This is a genomic window from Bradyrhizobium genosp. L (genome assembly GCF_015624485.1).
GTDB lineage: Bacteria > Pseudomonadota > Alphaproteobacteria > Rhizobiales > Xanthobacteraceae > Bradyrhizobium.
The window spans coordinates 3,588,364-3,607,856 of the sequence record NZ_CP061378.1 but is presented as its reverse complement, the minus strand read 5'-3'; the positions used below and the strand labels follow the sequence as shown (position 1 = coordinate 3,607,856).

The window sequence follows — 19,493 nt, the reverse complement described above, 5'->3', positions numbered from 1 at the left end:
CAATTCGGCGCAGGCCGCAACTAAGGTCCATCGCCAATCACGAAAAGCTTTGCGCCATGACCTTGGCACCGCCAACCCTTGCCCCAACCCTCGCCTACGACCTCACGCTGAAGCAGACGCCGCCCGAGCGTGGCAGTGAACATGACCATGGCTGGTGCTATGGCCTGCCGCCGGGCATTCGCCCCGAGCAGTGGCCGCTGAGCCCGCATGACGGCTACCCGATGCAGCACTGCTTCACCCTGCATCTGCCCGAGCAATACCGCGCCCGCGGCGAAGCCCATATCGCGCTCGCGATGTTCGCCGACCAGCAATATGACGAGCCGATCGAAGTCGGCGCGATCGCACAATACCTGGCCGCGGAAACCGTCGAACGCCCGAGCGATCCCGATCTGCTGCCGTACTGGAGCTATCGGCAGAACCGTCATCCGATGGAATGCCGGATGAAGGACATCATCGACCACAATTTCGCGGCGATCTGGCTCACCGAGCGCGAGTTCGCGGGCCCGCTCTGCGCGCCGCCGGACCTTGCCGGCAATCCGCTGCTGCGGGCCAATGCGGCGCCACGCTGGCTCGACAAGGGCGCGGCGCGCACGGCCTTCGAGGCGCAGGTCGGCCGCACCAACAACGTCGACGAACTGCAGAAGACATACTGGTATCGCCTGTTCGGTCACGTCCCCGAAATCGGCCACCACGGCTACGGCATCGGTCTCGCGCCACGCGACGACGATCCCAATGTCGGCAAGCCGCCGCGCGATCATCTGCTGCACAAGGCCGAGCTCGGCGGTTACGTCGCGCCCTATTCCGAGAACGGCAAGGCGCTCGGGCTTTCGCGGCTGGAGGGCCGCAATCACCTCGGCGGCACGATGTTTCCCAACCAATGGACGCCGAAATACAGCGCGACCTATCTCGAGATCGAAGAGCATTTCGGCGGCTTCAATTTCGGCGGCGGCAACGGCCAGCTCGATCTCGCCAACATGGAGTTCGACTGGGCCTGCGGCTGAGCTTTGCGCGTTCATGGCGCATTCACGAAAGAAGCCGCGCGGAACCATAAATCGCTAGGAACATCGCCCATCCTCTTCCGTTGTCGGCGCGGGCAATGCAGACATGTGAGGAGGAATATCTGATGTCGAAACGCTTTCTGATTTCGGTCGCAGCAGCGGCCCTGATCGCCGGCACCGGCTTTGCGAATGCACAGGGCGCAGGCGGTGCGAGCAAGGAGCAGCCGGGAGCCGGTGGCGGCGCAGCGACGCAGCACAGTGCACCGGGTGGCGCGTCGTCCGGCACCATGCAGCAGCACGACACCGGCAGCATGAAGGGTACTGAGCACTCCACCCAGGGCGAATCCTCGGGGATGAAGTCGTCAGAATCCGACAAGGCCGGTCCTGCCACCAAGGGCGCACAGGACAACACCCAACGCTCGAAGGGCATGAGCTCGGAGAATGATGCGGCCAAGGGCTCGAAAGAGGGCTCCAAGGATATGAAGGCCGAGGGCCAGCGCGAGAACTCCAAGGACATGAAGGCCGAGGGGCGCGACAAAAGCGGCAACATGAACGCCGAGAGCCGCGACAAGAGCGGCGCCACCAACCAGAATGCCCAGACCAAGAGCCCGGCCGACGCCAACCGTGCGCAGACCAACGACAGCAGCCGCTCGCAAACCACGACCGGCAACGCAGCCACCTCGGCGACCGCGGCTCCGCCGGCGGAGAAGCGCAGCCAGATCACGACCGCCATCAAGTCGGAGAAGGTCACCGAAGTCACCAACGTGAACTTCAACGTGTCGGTTGGCACGCGGGTCCCGGCCGACGTGCATTTCTATCCGGTCCCCGAGCGCGTGGTCACGATCTATCCGGAATGGCGCGGCTACGATTTCATCCTGGTCAAGGGCCGCTACATCATCGTGCAGCCGGAGACGCATGAGATCGTCTACATCATCGAGGGCTAGTTTCGGCCTCGATGCGAGGGTGGCTTAGGCCCCCTCGATCCATTGCGAACCCCGCCCCTTCCCGAGGGCGGGGTTTTGCCATCGCGCCGCCACGGCACCGGCACCGCACGCGCCTTCCACCGAATTTGGTTAATCAGCGTTTTCCGCAGGTTACGCCAGCTACCTGCCGGTAAACACGAAGCTGTTGAAGACGCTCAGATTCCACCTAAAGGCTTCCCCTGCGGCCGGTTGTTACCTATAACCCGGCCCACTTCATTTATCGCCGGAACCTCGGGAAATGGCTGCTGCCGGAACGATCTACGTGCTGAACGGGCCGAACCTCAATCTGCTGGGGACGCGCGAACCCGAGACCTACGGCCACGCCACGCTCGCCGATGTCGAGAAGCTGTGCGCGGACACCGCCAAGCAGTTCGGCCTGATCGCCGATTGCCGCCAGTCCAACCGCGAAGGCGAGCTGATCGACTTCATCCATGAGGCCCACACCAAGAAGGTGGTCGGGATCATCATCAACGCCGGCGGCTATTCCCATACCTCGATCGCACTCCATGACGCGCTGGTCGCGGTGAAAATCCCGGCCGTCGAGGTTCACGTCAGCAACATCCACGCCCGCGAGAGCTTCCGGCACCACTCGTTCACTGCTAAAGCCGCCTTCGCCTCGCTTTGCGGCTTCGGCATCGACGGCTACCGGCTCGCGATCACAGGGCTCGCCGCCAAAATCGGCGCCAAAGCAACCGCTTAATCGGCAATCCTGACGTTCCCCGTCATCAGACAGAGATTTTGGATCAAAGATCATGGCGCGCCAGCCAGACGACAAATCAGCCGCCAAGGCCAAGAATAACGAGAGCAAGAGCGACGATAGCGCCCTCATTCGCGAGCTGGCGCATCTGCTCGCGGAGACCAATCTGACCGAGATCGAGATCGAGCGCGCCGGCCTGCGCGTGCGAGTCGCGCGCAATGTCAGCATCGCTGCCTCCGTGCCCACCATCCCGGTCCAGGCGGCGCTGGCAACGCCGGTCGTGGCTGCTGCGGCGGCTGCGACCGATTTCGCAAAACACCCGGGCGTGGTTCCCTCGCCGATGGTCGGCACCGCCTATTGGTCGCCGGAGCCCGGCGCCAAGCCGTTCATCGAAGTCGGCTCCAAGGTGACCGCCGGCCAGACGCTGCTGATCATCGAGGCGATGAAGACGATGAACCAGATCCCGTCGCCGCGTGCGGGCACCGTGACGCAGATCCTCATCGAAGACGGCCAGCCGGTCGAATTCGGCGAGCCGCTGGTCATCATTGAGTAAGCATTCGTCAACGTCAGGCGCAGCGATGTTCGACAAGATTCTGATAGCCAATCGCGGCGAGATCGCGCTCCGCGTGCTGCGCGCCTGCAAGGAGCTCGGCATCGCGACCGTCGCGGTGCACTCCACCGCCGACGCCGACGCCATGCACGTGCGGCTCGCCGACGAGAGCGTCTGCATCGGGCCGCCGCCGTCGAAGGATTCCTACCTCAACGTGCCGGCGCTGCTTGCGGCCTGCGAGATCACCGGCGCGGACGCCGTGCATCCCGGCTACGGCTTCCTGTCCGAGAACGCCCGCTTCGCCGAGATACTCGCCGATCATAACCTGCACTTCATCGGGCCGAAGGCCGAGCACATCCGCCTGATGGGCGACAAGATCGAGGCCAAGAAGACCGCCAAGCGGCTTGGCATTCCCGTCGTCCCCGGCTCCGACGGCGGCGTCGGGCCCGACGACGACGCGATGGCGATCGCCAAGGCAATCGGCTTCCCGGTGCTGGTCAAGGCGGCGGCCGGCGGCGGCGGACGCGGCATGAAGGTCGCGCAGACCGAGGCCGACCTGGCGCTGGCGCTGTCGACCGCGGCCAACGAGGCCAAGTCCGCGTTCGGCGACGCCTCGGTCTATCTGGAGAAGTACCTGCAGAAGCCGCGCCACATCGAGATCCAGATTCTCGGCGACGGCCGCGGCGGCGCCATCCATCTCGGCGAGCGCGACTGCTCGCTGCAGCGCCGTCACCAGAAGGTCTGGGAGGAAGGTCCCTCGCCGGTGCTCGCCGCCGCCGCGCGCAAGAAGATCGGCGAGACCTGCGCCAAGGCGATGCGGGACATGAAGTATCTCGGCGTCGGCACCATCGAATTCCTGTACGAGGACGGCGAGTTTTATTTCATCGAAATGAACACCCGCATCCAGGTCGAGCATCCCGTCACCGAAAGCATCACCGACATCGATCTGGTGCTGGAGCAGATCAGGATTGCCGCGGGCGGCGACCTGCCGGCCAAGCAGGACGATGTCGCGATCATCGGCCACGCCATCGAATGCCGCATCAATGCGGAGAACCCGCAGACCTTCCGCCCGTCGCCGGGCCGGATCTCGCAATTCCATCCGCCGGGTGGACTCGGCGTGCGGATCGATTCGGCGGTCTACCAGGGCTACGTGATCCCGCCCTATTATGATTCGCTGGTCGGCAAGCTGATCGTGCACGGCAAGACCCGCGGCGAATGCCTGATGCGGCTGCGCCGCGCGCTCGACGAGATGGTGGTCGACGGGATCGAAACCACGCTGCCGCTGTTCCGCGCGCTGGTGCGCGAGCCCGACATCATCGAAGGCGACTATCACATCCACTGGCTGGAGCACTATCTGGCCGGCCAGCAGACCTGAAGCCGTTTTCGGTTCCGATTGCATCGGAACGCTCTAGATTCTTGTTTTGACGCGCTTTCTCCGAGCGGACCGGTATCGATTCGCTCGAGAGCACTTCTTGCCGCCGAAATAATTCGCGGGGTCCGGTGGAACCCGAAGCCCGGCTCGGGCGTATCCAAGGGTTGCTGGCCTTTGACGGGGACGCATTGACCTTCATTGATTTGACGAGACGATCGTGACGGCTGTTTCACGTCGCAGCGCCGCGCTGCAGATCGTGCTGATGTCGGTGGGCTTTGTCGTGCTGGTGGCGGTCAGCGTGGCATCCGTCCTGCTGGTCAACAAGGCGCGCGAGGACAACGCCTGGGTCGTCCACACCGTCGAGGTCGAGAGCCAGATCGCGAACCTCCTCGTCGAGATTCGCCGCGCCGAAAGCGCGACCAGGGCGTATCTGCTGACGTCGGCACCGCAATATCTGGCCGACTATCAGGCTGCGGCGACCGGAATCCCCGCCGCGCTCGACCATCTCACCAGGATCACCGTCGACAATCCGCAGCAGGTCGCCAACGGCGTGAAACTGCGGGCGGCGATCGAAAAGCGGATGTCCGAATTCGCGCTCAGCATCGAACGTGCCAAGAACGACGACGTTGCAACCAGCGTCGCCCTGCTGCGCAACGCCACCTCCTCCGATGGCGTGGAGGTCATCGGCCAGATCGCCCACGAGATGCGCGTCGAGGAGGACCGGCTGTTCGCGATGCGCACCGCGACCGCGGACAGAACCCAGGTGCTGGCTTCCTCGGTCACCATCGCGGGCTCTTCGATGGTGCTGGCGCTTGCAGCCCTCTCGCTCGTGTTGTTGCGGCGGTCCTGGAAGGACCGCGACGAGGCCGCCGCCAAGCTGCGCGATATCAACGTCACCCTCGAAACCACCGTCGACGAACGCACCGCCGACCTGCGCGAGGCCAACGAGGAGATCCAGCGCTTCGCCTATATCGTCAGCCACGACCTGCGTTCGCCGCTGGTCAACATCATGGGCTTCACCAGCGAGCTGGAGGAATTGCGCGGCGACATCTTCAAGCGTATCGCCACGCTCAATCGCTCCGCCACGTTGCAGCCCGCGATGCCTGACGACGCGACCGATACCGCCGAGCCCGGGCTCGAAGGCGCCGACAAGCAGCTCTCCGACGACTTCAACGAGTCGATCGGCTTCATCAAATCATCGATCGCCAAGATGGACCGGCTGATCTCGGCGATCCTCAACCTGACCCGTGAGGGCCGCCGCGAGTTCAAGCCGGAACGGGTCGACGTCCGCGAGCTGATCGATGGCGTCGTCAAGACGGTCGCGCACCAGGCATCGGAGGCCAATGCCACGATCAAGCCCGGCGCGCTGCCGAACATCATCAGCGATCGCCTGGCGCTGGAGCAGATATTCTCCAATCTGATCGACAATGCGCTGAAATACCTCAAGGACGGCGTCCCCGGCGAGATCGCGATCGACGGCCGCACCAAGCTCGGCTTCGCGATCTTCGAGATCAGGGACAACGGCCGCGGCATCGATCCGAAGGATCACCAGCGCATTTTCGACCTGTTTCGCCGCGCCGGCACCCAGGACAAGCCCGGTCAGGGCATCGGCCTTGCCCACGTCCGCGCACTTGTGCGCAGACTGGGCGGCACCATGTCGGTAGCATCGGAACTTCACAACGGCAGCACGTTCACGATAACACTGCCCATGAATTGGACAGGCAAGAACCGGGATAAGGAATCATGAGCGATCCAGTCACCATCATCATGATCGAGGACGACGAGGGCCACGCTCGGCTGATTGAGCGGAATATTCGGCGATCCGGTGTCAACAATGAGATCGTTCCGTTCACCAACGGTACAGAGGCCGTCAAATATCTGTTCGGCCAGGATGGCACAGCTTCGGCGCGCAAGGGCCAGGCCCTGCTCATCCTGCTTGATCTCAATCTCCCCGACATGACCGGCATCGATATTCTGAAGCGGGTCAAGGAGAACAAGAACCTGAAGTCGACGCCGGTGGTGGTGCTGACCACGACCGACGATTCCCAGGAGATCAAGCGTTGCTACGAGCTCGGTTGCAACGTCTACATCACCAAGCCGGTGAACTACGAAAGCTTCGCCAATGCCATTCGCCAGCTTGGCCTGTTCTTCTCCGTGATCCAGGTGCCGCCAACTTCGCTATGACCAGCGCAACGCCGACACTGCTTTATATCGACGACGACGCGGCGCTGGCGCGCCTGGTCGACCGCGGGCTGACGCGCGCGGGCTTCAAGGTGGTGCACGCCGCCAGCGGCCAGCAAGGCCTCGAACGTCTCGCCCAGGGCGGCATCGACGTCGTCGCGCTCGACCAGTATATGCCCGGCCTGGACGGGCTGGAGACGCTGGAGCAGATCCTGAAGATCGCGGGTGCGCCGCCGGTGGTGTTCGTCACGGCGTCGCAGGATTCGGCAATCGCCGTGACCGCGCTGAAGGCAGGTGCCGCGGACTATCTGGTCAAGGACGTCCAGGGCGAATTCATCCCCCTGCTCCAGGTCGCGGTGAACGGCGCAATCCGGCAGGCCGAGATGCAGCGCGCCCGCGACGAAGCCGAGGCCGAGGTGCACGCCTCGCGCGACCGCTACGCGGCGCTGGCTGCCGAGCGCGAGGTATTGCTGCGCGAGGTCAACCACCGCGTCGGCAACTCTCTGCAGATCATCGCCTCGCTGCTGCATCTGCAGGCCAACTCCACCACCCAGCAGGATGTCAAGGCCGCGCTGACCAACGCCATGGGCCGCGTCGCCGCGGTCGCGCAGGTGCACCGCCGCCTCTACACCTCGCACGACTTCAAGACCGTGATGCTGAACCAGTATCTGGAAGCTTTGCTCGAGGATCTCCGCCGGTCGGCCGAAGGCAACAGGATGTCGCGGCTGACATTGAAGGCCGAACCGATCGAGATCGATCCAGATCGCGCTGTCGCGATCGGCATCATCGTCAACGAGCTGGTCATGAACGCGGTGAAATACGCCTATCCCGACGGCGCCGGCCCGATCCATGTCGTGCTGAAGCCGCAAGGCGACGATATTGCGCTGTCGATCAGCGATGAGGGCGTCGGCTTTGACGGCAAGTCCGATCCGCGCGGCACCGGCATGGGCCAGCGCATCGTCACCGCGATGGCCGCCAAGCTCGACGCCGGCGTCGAGCGCGATCCGAGCCACAAAGGCACCCGCTTCGTGGTCCGCTTCCGCCATGTCGTGGCCGTCCCGCACAGCAGCGCGGCGGCGAAATAGGCGCGCCTCTCTGGCGGAGGCCCGTTTCAATCCTGCCGCGCTGAGTGCCGTCGCTTTTTTTGCGGACCGCAATCCCGGCACGGCGCACCGAACACCACCTGCGACGGATAGGGCCGCGCTGATCGCACCGGCGTCGAGCCGAACAGGCCGGCCGCGCCGAATCCGGCGCTGAACGGATCGGCGGCGAAATTGCCGGGGAAGTAGCCGTTGCTGCGGAAGTCGCGGGGATCGTCCCTGCCGTCGAAATACGCGCCGCCGGTGCTGCCGTAGCGCAGCGGCCGCTCCTGCGCGGCTGCCGCGCCGGCCCACAGCACGACGGCAATGCCGGCGACAACAATCCTCGCTGCGGTCATGATGGCGCTCCTCATGGCTGGACCGTTCCCCAGTCACCCTTCCAGCCGATCAGGCGTCCCCGGCCGAACTGCAGATAGAGCCCGTCGCTCCGATGCGACAAGATGCTGCCCCTGACATTGGGCAACGCGACGAACATTTCATTGCCCGGCCTGCCGCGGACATAATTCAGGGGAACGCCGAGCGACTGGCTCGCCTGGTCGACGGTCATGCCGAATGTCAGCGGCGTGCCGTTCGGCACCGGCTGCTGCGCGTAGCCTGCACCGGCCGACGCGAGCGCGATCAAGAGGCCGGCAAGCGCGAATGAGAGATATCGCCGCAAATCCATGACCGACCTCATTGCAGCGTCGCCAGCGTGCCGGCGGGGGTCCAGCCGCCGCCGAGCGCCTGGAACAGGCTGCTTGCGGCGAGCAGCTTGTTGAGCCGCACCGTGACCAGATTGTTTTCAGCCGTGAACAGCGTCTGCTGTGCCTGCAGCACCGTGATGAGATTGACGGTGCCGCCGCGCAACTGCGTCTCGGCGACCTCGAAGGCCTTCCGTGAGCTCGCCACCACGTCGGCCTGCAGGCGCTCCTGCAGCGTGTACTTCTGCAGCGCGATCAGCGCCTTCTCGACGTCGGCAAATGCCGACAGCACGGCCTTGCGATAGGTCTGCAGATATTGCAGTTGCTGGCCCTTGGCGAGCTTGAGCTGGCTCTCCAGCAGGAAGCCGTCGAACAGCGGCTGGGTGAGCCCGGCGGAGAGCGTGTAATACCAGGCACCCGGCCCGAACAGCGCGGACAGCGCCGCACTCTGCACCCCGGTGGTGCCGGTGAGCTGGATCTGCGGGAAGAACGCCGCGCGCGCCGCGTCGACGCTGAAATTGGACGACGTCAACTGCGCCTCGGCCTGGCGGATGTCCGGCCGCTGGTAGAGCAATTCCGACGGCAGCCCCGGGGTGACGCGCGGCACCGCGATTTGCGTGGTGCTGCCCCCGCGCACTGCAAAATTGGCTGGCGCGCGCGCCACCAGCACGGCGAGCGCGGCGGTGTTCTGCCCGACCGTGACCTCGAGCGGCGGGATCGCCGCGCGCTGGGTCGCGACCAGCGCCTCCTGCTGCGACACGTCGAGCTGCGAGGCGGTGCCGCCGGAGAATTGCTGCTTGATCAGCGTGAGGATGCGCTCGGCTGCGGCGAGGTCGCGGCGGGTGACCTTGATCTGGTCCTGCGCCGCGAGCACCTGGAAATAGGTATTGGCGACGGTCGCCATGGTGGTCAGCGCGACCACTTCGCGATTGTAGCGGGAGGCGGTGGCGCTCTCCTCCGATGCCGCCAAGGTCGCGCGGTTCTTGCCCCAGAAATCCAGGATGTAGCTTGCGGTCAGGCCCGAATTGAACTGCGAGAAGGTCCCCGTTCCGCTCGATGAGCTCGACGCCGATCCGAAATGCTCACGCTCGGCGGTCGCCGACCCGGATATCGACGGCAGCAGCGCCGAGCCGGAGACGCCGACCTGCGCATCGGCTTGCGCGATCTGCGCGATCGCGACCGCGATGTCGAGATTGTAGAGCTGGGCGGATTCCATCAGCCCGGTCAGCTCCGCGGAGCGGAAACCGCGCCACCAGGCGAGCGCCGGAACGGCGCCATCGGCATCGCCCTTCGCGGCGGTCTTGTAGCTCGCCGGCACTTCGAGATTGAGATCGGGCCGGTCCGAGCCCGGGATGCAGCCCGACAGCCCGAGGCCGACGCCTAGCATCGTCACCAGCGAGGCCCGCCTGCCGAAACCGGGCGCGCGCATACGCGGGAAACGGACCGCTTTCCCCAACACTTGAAACCTCCGCAACGCCACCACTGTCGGCATTCACTCGCCCGCCTGGAGAGAAGACCCGGAAACCCGTCCAACCCTGCCGCCGCGCCTTGCGCGCTGCGCCCACAGGCGGAACCGGTCGAGATAGAGATAGATCACCGGCGTCGTATAGAGCGTCAGCACCTGGCTCAGGATCAAGCCGCCGACGATGGCGATGCCAAGCGGCTGCCGCAATTCGCCGCCGTCGCCCATCCCGATCGCCAGCGGCACGGCGCCGAGCAGCGCGGCCATCGTCGTCATCATGATGGGGCGGAAGCGCAGCAGGCAGGCTTCGCGGATGGCGTCGAGCGGCTCCAGCCCGCGCCCGCGTTCCGCCTCCAGCGCAAAGTCGATCATCATGATGGCGTTCTTCTTCACGATCCCGATCAGCAGGATGACCCCGATCAGCGCCATGATGCTGAACTCGGTCTTGAACGCCATCAACGCAAGCAGCGCACCCACTCCTGCCGAAGGCAATGTAGACAGGATCGTCAGCGGATGGATGTAGCTCTCGTACAACACACCGAGCACGATATAGATCGTCACCAGCGCCGCCAGGATTAGGAACGGCTGGTTGTTGAGGGAATCCTGGAACGCCTTGGCCGTGCCCTGGAACGTGCCGCGGATCGTGGCCGGGACGCCGATCCGGTTCATGGCCGCCTCGATGCTCGTGACTGCCGCACTCAGCGAGACATTCGGCGCCAGGTTGAACGAGATGGTGTTGGCGACCAGCAGCCCCTGGTGATTGACCGCAAGCGGGGTGGCGCCCTGCTTGAAACTGGCCACCGCCGACAGCGGGATCATGGTCTCGGCACTGGTGCTGACCGCCGCACCGGTCGAGGCGACGCCCTTGCCGGTCGCGCCGATCGAATTGTTGGCCTGGTTGCGCGCCGCCTGGGCATTGGCCGAACTGGCCGCGCTCGCCGTCCCGGATGCGACCACGGTCCCCGCCACCGCATTGGTCGACTGCGATCCGCCGACCGATGCGCCTGACGTGCTGATGTAGACGTCCTTGAGCGTTTCCGGGTTCTGCCAGTAGCGCGGCGCGACCTCCATGATGACGTGGTACTGGTTGCGCGCGACATAGATCGTCGACACCTGACGCTGCCCGAACGCGTCATAGAGCGTGTTGTCGATCTGGCTGACATTGACGCCGAGCCGCGCTGCCGCGTCGCGATCGATCACAAGGTCGGATTCCAGGCCCTTGTTCTGCTGGTCGCTGTTGACGTCGGTGAGATCAGGATCGCGCTGCAAGGCCGCCGCGATCTTCGGCGACCATTCGTTGAGCTCCTCCAGCGTCGTGCCCTGCAACGTGAACTGATATTGCGCGTTGGATTGCCGTCCGCCGACGCGGATGTCCTGCACGGCCTGCAGGAACAGGCTGGCGCCGGGTACCACCGACATCTCCCGCCGTAGCCGCGAGATCACCCCGTCGGCGCTGAGCTTGCGCTGGTCGAGCGGCAACAGCGACACGAAGACGAAGCCGGAATTGGTCTGCCCGCCTCCGGTGAAGCCGACCACGGTCTCCACGGCCGGGTCCTTCTTGATGATGCCGACGAACTGCGCCAGCTTCTGCTGCATCAATTGAAACGACACGCTCTGGTCGGCCTGGATCGAGCCGGTGAGCCGTCCGGTATCCTGCTGCGGGAAGAAGCCTTTCGGAATCACGCTGTAGAGATAGAAATTGAGGCCGAGCACCGCGGCCAGGATCACCATGACCGACACCGGATGCTCCAGCGCCGCGGTCAGCGTCCGACGGTAAAAGCTCAGCATCGCCTCGAAGAAGCGTTCGCTGGCCCAATAGAGCCGTCCATGGCCCTGCCCGGTCTCCGGCTTGAGCAGCACCGCGCACATCATCGGCGTCGTCGCGAGCGAGACGGCGAGCGAGATCAGGATCGAGATCGAGATCGTCATCGCGAATTCGCGGAACAGGCGGCCGACGATGCCGCCCATCAGCAGGATCGGGATGAATACTGCGATCAGCGAGATGCTCATCGACAGCACGGTGAAACCGACCTCGTTGGCGCCCTTGAGCGCCGCCTGAAGCGGGCTCATCCCCTCCTCGATGTAGCGGGTGACGTTCTCCAGCACCACGATGGCGTCGTCGACCACGAATCCGGTCGCGACCGTCAGCGCCATCAGCGACAGATTATCCAGGCTGTAGCCGATCAGATACATCACGCCGAAGGTCGCGACCAGCGACACCGAGACCGCGACAACAGGGATGAAGGTCGCGCGCACATTGCGCAGGAAAGCGAACACCACGATGATGACCAGCAGCACGGCGAGGATCAGGGTTCGTTCCACGTCGCGCAGCGAGGTGCGGATGGTAGTCGAACGGTCGACTGCCAGCCCGATGTCGATCGCGGGAGACACCGACGCCCTGAGCTGCGGCATCAGCGCCTTCACCAGGTCGACGGTCGAGATGATGTTGGCGTTGGGCTGCCGGTAGAGGATGATCAGCACCGCCGGCTTGCCGTTGGCAAGGCCGGCATTGCGCAGGTTCTCGACCCCGTCGGTCACCTCGCCGACATCGGAGAGGTGAACCGCCGCGCCGTTCCGATAGGCCACCACCAGCGATTTGTAATCGTCGGCCTTGTTGGCCTGGTCGTTGGCATAGACCTGGAAGCGTTGATCGCCGACATCGATGCCGCCCTTCGGGCTGTGGGCGTTGGCATTGGACAGCGCGGCGCGAACGTCCTCCAGCCCGATGCCGTATTTGTAGAGTGCCTGCGGGATCAGATCGACGCGGACCGCCGGCAGCGAGCTGCCGCCGACCACGACCTCGCCGATACCCTCGACCTGCGACAGCTTTTGCGCCAGCACGGTCGAGGCGGCGTCATAGAGATCGCCACGGGTCAGCGTATCCGACGTCAGCGTCAGGATCAGGATCGGCGCATCGGCCGGGTTGACCTTGCGGTAGGTCGGATTGCTGCGGAGGCTGGTCGGCAAATCGGCGCGCGCGGCGTTGATCGCGGCCTGCACGTCACGCGCGGCGCCGTTGATGTCACGGTTGAGACCGAACTGCAGCGTGATCCGGGTCTGGCCGACCGAGCTCGACGACGTCATTTCCGTGACGTCGGCGATCTGGCCGAGATGCCGCTCCAGCGGGCTGGCAACCGTGGTGGCGACATCCTGCGGGCTGGCGCCGGGCAGCGTCGCCTGCACCGAGATGGTCGGGAAATCCACCTGTGGCAGCGGCGATACCGGCAGCTTGAAGAACGCCACCGCCCCGGCAGCAGCGAGCCCGATCGTCAACAGCGTCGTGGCGACCGGCCGCCGGATGAAGGGTGTTGACGGATCCATGGTTCAATGTGACCCGTGCGCCTCGCCGACCTCGCCCGGCCGCCCGGCAAATCGCAGCGCGATGCGATCGAACCAGAGATAGATCACCGGCGTCGTGAACAGCGTCAGCAACTGGCTCACCAAGAGACCGCCGACGATCGAGATGCCGAGCGGGTGCCGCAATTCGGAGCCCGCGCCGGTGCCGATCATCAGCGGCAGCGCGCCGAGCACCGCGGCCATCGTCGTCATGATGATCGGGCGGAAGCGCAGCAGGCAGGCCTGGTAGATCGCCTCGCGCGGCGGCTTGCCCTCGTTGCGCTCGGCATCGAGCGCGAAGTCGATCATCATGATCGCGTTCTTCTTGACGATGCCGATCAAGAGGATGATGCCGATGATCGCGACAATGGTGAGGTCCTGCTTGGCCAGCATCAGCGCCAGCAGCGCGCCGATGCCGGCCGACGGCAGCGTCGAGAGGATGGTGAGCGGATGGATGAAGCTCTCGTAGAGTACGCCGAGCACGATGTAGACGGTGATGATCGCCGCCAGGATCAGGAACAGCTGGTTGGAGAGCGACGATTGGAACGCCAGCGCCGCGCCCTGGAAGCTCGTGATGATGCCGAGCGGCTGGTTGATGTCGATCTGGGCCTGCTTGATCGCATCGACCGCCGCCCCGAGCGCTGCGCCCGGCGCCAGGTTGAACGAGATCGTCGCTGACGGGAACTGACCGAGATGTGAGACTTGCAGCGGCGCCGTCTCGACCCGCATCTTGGTCATCACCGACAACGGCACCGGCGTCGAGCCCACCGACGACGGCAAATAGATCGAGGACAGCGAATCCAGCGAGTTCTGCAGCGACGGATCGGCCTCCAGGATCACCCGATACTGGTTCGAATTGGTGAAGATGGTCGAGACGATGCGTTGGCCGTAGGAATCGTAGAGCGCATTGTCGACCGTCGCCGGCGTGATGCCGAACCGCGCCGCCTGGTCGCGGTCGATCCCGACGAACACCGAGAGCCCCTGGGCTGAGATGTCGCTGGAGACATCGCTGAGCTCCGGCAACTCACGCAGCTTGTCGACGAGCTTCGGCGCCCATTCCGCAAGCTGTGCCGGATCGGCATCCTGCAGGATGAACTGGTACTGCGTCCGGCTCACCGTGCCTTCGATGGTGAGGTCCTGCACCGGCTGCATGTAGAGCGTGATGCCGGTGAGCTCTGCGGTGGCGGCCTTGATCCGGTCCATCACGGCCGCGACGCCGGATTTGCGCTGCTCATGCGGCTTGAGGTTGATCAGGATGCGGCCCGAGTTGAGCGTGGTGTTGGTGCCGTCGACGCCGATGAAGGACGACAGGCTGTCGACATCGGGATCCCTGAGGATCGCGCTCGCAAGCTGCTGCTGGCGTTCGGCCATCGCGGCATAGGAGACCGATTGCGGCGCCTCCGAGATCGCCTGGATCACGCCGGTGTCCTGCAGCGGAAAGAAGCCCTTGGGGATGATGATGTAGAGCCACGCGGTGAGGCCGAAAGTCCCGAGCGCGATCAAGAGCACGAAGGTCTGGCGGTCCAGCACCCAATTGAGCATCCTGCCGTAGATCGCAATGACGTGGTCGAACCCTTCCCGGCTGAGCCGCTGAAAGGCGTTCTCGCGCGCCGCGCTCTCCGGCTTCAACAGCTTGGCGCAGGCCATCGGCACCAGGGTCAGCGACACCACGGCGGAGATCAGGATCGTCACCGAGAGCGTGATGGCGAATTCGCGGAACAGGCGGCCGACCACGTCGCCCATGAACAGCAAGGGGATCAGCACCGCGATCAGCGACACCGTCAGCGAGATGATGGTGAAGCCGATCTGCTCGGAGCCGCGCAGCGCCGCCTCCAACGGCGTCTCGCCTTCCTCGATGTAGCGCGAGATGTTCTCGATCACGACGATGGCGTCGTCGACCACGAATCCGGTCGCGACCGTCAGCGCCATCAGCGACAGATTGTTCAGGCTGAAGCCGAACAGATACATCGCGCCCAAGGTGCCGACCAGCGACAGCGGCACCGACAGGCTCGGGATCAAGGTGGCGCGGGTCGAGCGCAGGAACACGAAGATCACGAGCACGACGAGGACCACCGCGAGCGACAATTCGTATTCGACGTCGCGGACCGAGGCCCGGATCGTCACGGTGCGGTCGGTCAGGACGTCGAGCGAAATCGCGGCCGGCAGCGTCGCCTGCAGCTGCGGCAACAGCGCCTTGATACCCTCGACCACCGAGATCACGTTGGCGCCGGGCTGGCGCTGGATGTTGAGGATGATCGCCGGCGTCTCGTTCATCCAGGCGCCGAGCTTGTCGTTCTGCGCGCCGTCGACGACGTTGCCGACGTCGCTGAGCCGAACCGGCGAGCCGTTCTTGTAGGCGATGATCAGCGAGCTGTAGTCGGCGGCGTTGCGGATCTGGTCGTTGGCGTTGATCGTGTAGGCCCGCATCGGGCCGTCGAAATTGCCCTTCGGCGTGTTGACGTTGGCGTTGCCGAGCGTGGTGCGTAGATCGTCGATATTGAGGCCGTAGGCCGCGAGCTTGCGGATGTCGGCCTGGATCCGCACCGCGGGCCGCTGGCCGCCGCTGATGCTGACGAGGCCGACGCCAGCAAGCTGCGAGATCTTCTGCGCCAGGCGGGTATCGACGAAATCCTCGACCTGCGTCAGCGGCATCGTCTTCGAGGTCAGGCCGAGGGTGAGGATCGGCGCGTCGGCCGGATTGACCTTGGCGTAGATCGGCGGGGCCGGCAGGTCCGACGGCAACAGATTGCCGGCGGCGTTGATCGCGGCCTGCACCTCCTGCTCGGCGACGTCGAGCGAGATCGAGAGGCCAAACTGCAAGGTGATGACGGAGGCGCCGGCCGAGCTCACCGAGCTCATCTGGTTCAGGTTCGGCATCTGGCCGAACTGCACCTCGAGCGGTGCCGTCACCGACGACGTCATCACGTCGGGACTGGCGCCGGGATAGAAGGTCTGCACCTGGATGGTCGGATAATCGACCTCAGGCAACGCCGCGACCGGGAGAAATCTGAACGCCAGCATGCCCGACAGCATGATGGCGATCATCAGCAGGGTCGTCGCCACCGGCCGCAGGATGAATGGCCGCGACGGGTTCATTGCTTCGGCCCGTCTTCGGCGCGCTTGCGCTTGCCGCCTCCACCTTTGTCGGGGTCAGCCCCCTTGGCGTCTCCTTTGGCGTCGCCCTTGGCAGCCCCCTTCGCCGCGCCGGCCGGCGTGGCCGCATCCGCGGGATTGCGGACCACCACCTTGGCACCCTCGCGCAGCTTGTCGGCGCCGTCGATCACGATGCGGTCGCCGGGGTTGAGGCCCGAGACCACCTCGACCCGGTCGCCGTCGGTGACGCCGAGCTTGACCGGCTTGACCGTCACGGTGCTGTCGGCATTGACGAGATAGACGAAGGTGCCGGGAACGCCGCGCTGGATTCCCGCCGTCGACATCGTCGTGACGTCCTTGTGGGTATCGAGCAGCAGACGGATGTTGACGAACTGGTTCGGATAGAGCGTGCGCTTGTCGTTCTCGAACTGGGCGCGCAGCTTGATCGTGCCGGTGGTCGGATCGATCTGGCTGTCGAAGGTCTGCAGCGATCCCTCGGCGAGCGTATTGGCGCCGCTACGGTCGATGGCTGCTGTGGGCAGCACGGCGCCCTGCTTCAGCCGCTTGGCGACCGCCTGCAGATTGTCTTCGGGCAGCGTGAACAGCACGCTGATCGGCTCGAGCTGCGTGATCACGACGAGGCCGGTGGAATCGGAGGGTGTGACGTAGTTGCCGAGATCGACCTGGCGCAGGCCGACGCGTCCGTTGATCGGCGACACGATATGGCAATAGGCCAGATTCACAGCGGCGGATTGCACCGAGGCGCGATCGGCTTCGACCGTGCCCTGGTACTGCGCGACCAATGCAACCTGGGTGTCGAGCGTCTGGCGCGGCACCGCGTTCTGTTGGGCCAGCCCCTGATAACGGGTGAGATCGACCTGGGCGCCTTTCAGCTGCGCCTCGTCGCGCGCCAGCTGACCCTTGGCCTGCGCCAGCGTCGCCTCATAGGGGCGCGGATCGATCTCGGCGATCAGGTCGCCGGTCTTGACCTCGTCGCCTTCCTTGAAATCGATCTTCTGCAGATAGCCGCTGATCTGGCTCTTGATCGTGACCGTAGCGAGCGAGGTCACGGTGCCGAGCGCGTTCAGGCTGACGCCGATGTCGCCCTTGCCGACGGTCTCCGGCACGATCGACATCGGCGCGCTGTTGCGTCCGGCGCCGGCCTGCTGCGGCGCGCCCTGCTGCCGTGTCCACCAGACGATGCCGGCAAGCAACAACAGCACGATCAATGTCGTGAGGATGACACGGCCGCGTCCGGTCTTTTCGGACACGATGATCGGCGGGTCCTTTAGCTGCTGGTCCATATTCTGCCCACGAAGAAGAACGAATGAGCTCGCGTTGGTCTGTATATCCCAAAACCCGCGCGCGCCACACTCAGGCGAGCATTTTGAACACTTCCGTCCGACAAAGCGCCTTAACAATCGGAAAGGATGGTGATTGCTGCACCTCCGATCAAGCGTTCACGCCGGATTGTCCTGAATTTTACCCGATCGCCTGCAGCCAGGGCAACACAATCAGCAACAATCCCGCAAAGTAGATGACGCCAAAGATCAGCCCGAATTTCCAGAAATCGCCTTTGCCGATATAGCCGCTGCCATAATACATCGGCGCGGGTCCGGTGGCGTAGGGCGAGATCACGCCCATCAGTCCAAGCGAGTAGACGCACAGCAGCATCAACGTCTGGATCGACAGGCCCGGAATGCTGGAGCCGACCGCCAGCACCACCGGCAGCACGGCTGCCGTATGCGAGGTGATGCTCGAGAAGAAATAGTGGACCCAGAAGAAGAACGAGACGAGCAGAATCATGCCCATCATCGGCGATGTTCCGGACAGCGGTTTTGCGTAACCTTCGGCCACCCATTTGATGAAGCCGATCTCGTTCAATCCGGACGACAGCGTCAGCAGCGACGTGAAATAGAAGAACACCTCCCACGCGCTCTTCTCGGCGACGATGTCCTCGAAGCTGATCACCCCTGTGATCAGCATCAGCGAGATGACGACGAACACCACGGTGGTGGCGTTGATGAAGTTGGAGCCGAAGATCGGCAGGCTGATGTTCGGATTGGAGCCGCAGATCCAGAAGAACATCGCGAGCAGCACCAGCACGGCCATGATCCATTCATGCCGCGACGGCGGTCCCATCTTGGCGAGCTCGCTCTCGCTCCAGGTGACGATCTCCGGGCTCTCCTTGATCTCGGGCCGGCAAACCACGTAGCTCAACAACGGCACCACGAGCAGCAGCAGGATGCCGAGCGGCGCGAAGCCGATGAACCATTGCGACCAGCCGACCTCGATATTGATGAGCTTCTTGGCGATCGAGAGCGCAGCCGCATTCGGCGCCAGCGCGGTCAGGAACAGCGAACTGGTCACCGCCGTGGTCGCGAATGCGGTCCACATCACGAAGGTGCCGATCTTGCCCGCGGTCGCTCCGGGCTCGGAGCCGTAGATGCGCGGGATGTTGCTGACGATCGGATAGATCGTGCCGCCCGATCGGGCGGTGTTGGACGGCGTTGCCGGCGCCAGCACCAGATCGGACAGCGCCACCGCATAGCCGAGGCCAATGGTGCGGCGGCCGAGCGCGCGCACCAGCAGCAGCGCGAGGCGGCGGCCGAGTCCGCTCTTGCGATAGCCGATCGAGAACACGAAGGCGCCGACGATCAGCCACACCGTGCTCTCGGAAAAGCCTGACAGCATCCAGCGCAACGACTTGTTCGGATCGGGCTCGACATAGCCGCCGACGCCGGCCACCGTCAGCCCGATCAGGCCGACCGCACCGACCGGCATCGATTCCAGGATCAGGCCGGTGATGACGGCGGCAAACACCGCGAAATAGTGCCACTGATTGGCGTTCAAACCCGATGGCACCGGGATCAGATAGATCACCAGCCAGACCACGAGCGGCGCAAATGTCCTCCATGATGGCTTCATGCGGCGTCCCCCTCTGATGTCTTGATTGTCGGGCGCGCAATCGCCATGTCCCCGGCGGCGCCGCCATCTTTGTTGTGCCATGTTTGTTGTAATGTAGCACGGCGCCGTCGGCT

Annotated in this window: 15 protein-coding genes; 8 read left to right on the top strand and 7 right to left on the bottom strand. The window is 64.6% G+C overall.

From position 1 onward, the window contains the following. Positions 1 to 56 precede the first annotated feature (56 nt). The 8 genes from IC762_RS16780 to IC762_RS16745 all read left to right on the top strand — a co-directional run bounded on the left by IC762_RS16780 (position 57) and on the right by IC762_RS16745 (position 7,866). Complete coding sequence (locus IC762_RS16780; RefSeq protein ID WP_195789869.1) at positions 57 to 1,001, top strand: hypothetical protein; 945 nt, start codon at positions 57 to 59, stop codon at positions 999 to 1,001. A 122-nt stretch (positions 1,002 to 1,123) separates the two neighbouring features. Further along, positions 1,124 to 1,942, top strand: a complete 819-nt coding sequence (locus IC762_RS16775) for a DUF1236 domain-containing protein (RefSeq protein ID WP_195789868.1) — start codon at positions 1,124 to 1,126, stop codon at positions 1,940 to 1,942. A 277-nt stretch (positions 1,943 to 2,219) separates the two neighbouring features. Beyond that, entirely contained in the window at positions 2,220 to 2,681 is a 462-nt protein-coding gene (gene aroQ, locus IC762_RS16770) for a type II 3-dehydroquinate dehydratase (RefSeq protein WP_195789867.1), read from the top strand. Positions 2,682 to 2,733: 52 nt separating this feature from the next. Further along, on the top strand, positions 2,734 to 3,231 hold the full coding sequence (accB, locus tag IC762_RS16765; RefSeq protein ID WP_195789866.1) for an acetyl-CoA carboxylase biotin carboxyl carrier protein: 498 nt from the start codon (positions 2,734 to 2,736) through the stop codon (positions 3,229 to 3,231). A gap of 25 nt (positions 3,232 to 3,256) precedes the next feature. Beyond that, positions 3,257 to 4,603 carry an acetyl-CoA carboxylase biotin carboxylase subunit gene (gene accC / locus IC762_RS16760; RefSeq protein WP_195789865.1) on the top strand — a complete coding sequence of 449 codons (1,347 nt, stop codon included), beginning with the start codon at positions 3,257 to 3,259 and terminating at the stop codon, positions 4,601 to 4,603. 211 nt (positions 4,604 to 4,814) lie between these two features. Beyond that, positions 4,815 to 6,347: a sensor histidine kinase gene (locus tag IC762_RS16755; RefSeq protein WP_433995911.1), complete on the top strand. Its 1,533-nt coding sequence runs from the start codon at positions 4,815 to 4,817 to the stop codon at positions 6,345 to 6,347. Then, positions 6,344 to 6,784, top strand: coding sequence for a response regulator (locus IC762_RS16750; protein ID WP_195789864.1), 441 nt, complete (start codon positions 6,344 to 6,346; stop codon positions 6,782 to 6,784). The genes IC762_RS16755 and IC762_RS16750 overlap by 4 nt, the downstream gene beginning before the upstream one ends. Then, on the top strand, positions 6,781 to 7,866 hold the full coding sequence (locus IC762_RS16745; RefSeq protein ID WP_195789863.1) for a sensor histidine kinase: 1,086 nt from the start codon (positions 6,781 to 6,783) through the stop codon (positions 7,864 to 7,866). The genes IC762_RS16750 and IC762_RS16745 overlap by 4 nt, the downstream gene beginning before the upstream one ends. 26 nt (positions 7,867 to 7,892) lie before the next feature. Here IC762_RS16745 and IC762_RS16740 read toward each other — a convergent pair whose 3' ends face one another. The 7 genes from IC762_RS16740 to IC762_RS16710 all read right to left on the bottom strand — a co-directional run bounded on the left by IC762_RS16740 (position 7,893) and on the right by IC762_RS16710 (position 19,380). Next, positions 7,893 to 8,219, bottom strand: coding sequence for a BA14K family protein (locus tag IC762_RS16740; RefSeq protein WP_195789862.1), 327 nt, complete (start codon positions 8,217 to 8,219; stop codon positions 7,893 to 7,895). A gap of 11 nt (positions 8,220 to 8,230) precedes the next feature. Further along, the gene (locus IC762_RS16735) at positions 8,231 to 8,545 is read right to left on the bottom strand and encodes a hypothetical protein (RefSeq protein ID WP_246801595.1); all 315 of its coding nucleotides are present in this window, start codon (positions 8,543 to 8,545) and stop codon (positions 8,231 to 8,233) included. Between the two features lie 8 nt (positions 8,546 to 8,553). Next, entirely contained in the window at positions 8,554 to 9,990 is a 1,437-nt protein-coding gene (locus IC762_RS16730; protein WP_195790159.1) for an efflux transporter outer membrane subunit, read from the bottom strand. 63 nt (positions 9,991 to 10,053) lie between these two features. Then, on the bottom strand, positions 10,054 to 13,344 hold the full coding sequence (locus IC762_RS16725) for an efflux RND transporter permease subunit (RefSeq protein WP_195789861.1): 3,291 nt from the start codon (positions 13,342 to 13,344) through the stop codon (positions 10,054 to 10,056). Between the two features lie 3 nt (positions 13,345 to 13,347). Then, positions 13,348 to 16,455, bottom strand: coding sequence for an MdtB/MuxB family multidrug efflux RND transporter permease subunit (locus tag IC762_RS16720; protein ID WP_195789860.1), 3,108 nt, complete (start codon positions 16,453 to 16,455; stop codon positions 13,348 to 13,350). Then, positions 16,452 to 17,756: an MdtA/MuxA family multidrug efflux RND transporter periplasmic adaptor subunit gene (locus IC762_RS16715; protein ID WP_195789859.1), complete on the bottom strand. Its 1,305-nt coding sequence runs from the start codon at positions 17,754 to 17,756 to the stop codon at positions 16,452 to 16,454. The genes IC762_RS16720 and IC762_RS16715 overlap by 4 nt, the downstream gene beginning before the upstream one ends. A 178-nt stretch (positions 17,757 to 17,934) precedes the next feature. Next, the gene (locus tag IC762_RS16710; protein ID WP_195789858.1) at positions 17,935 to 19,380 is read right to left on the bottom strand and encodes a DASS family sodium-coupled anion symporter; all 1,446 of its coding nucleotides are present in this window, start codon (positions 19,378 to 19,380) and stop codon (positions 17,935 to 17,937) included. Between the last annotated feature and the right edge of the window lie 113 nt (positions 19,381 to 19,493).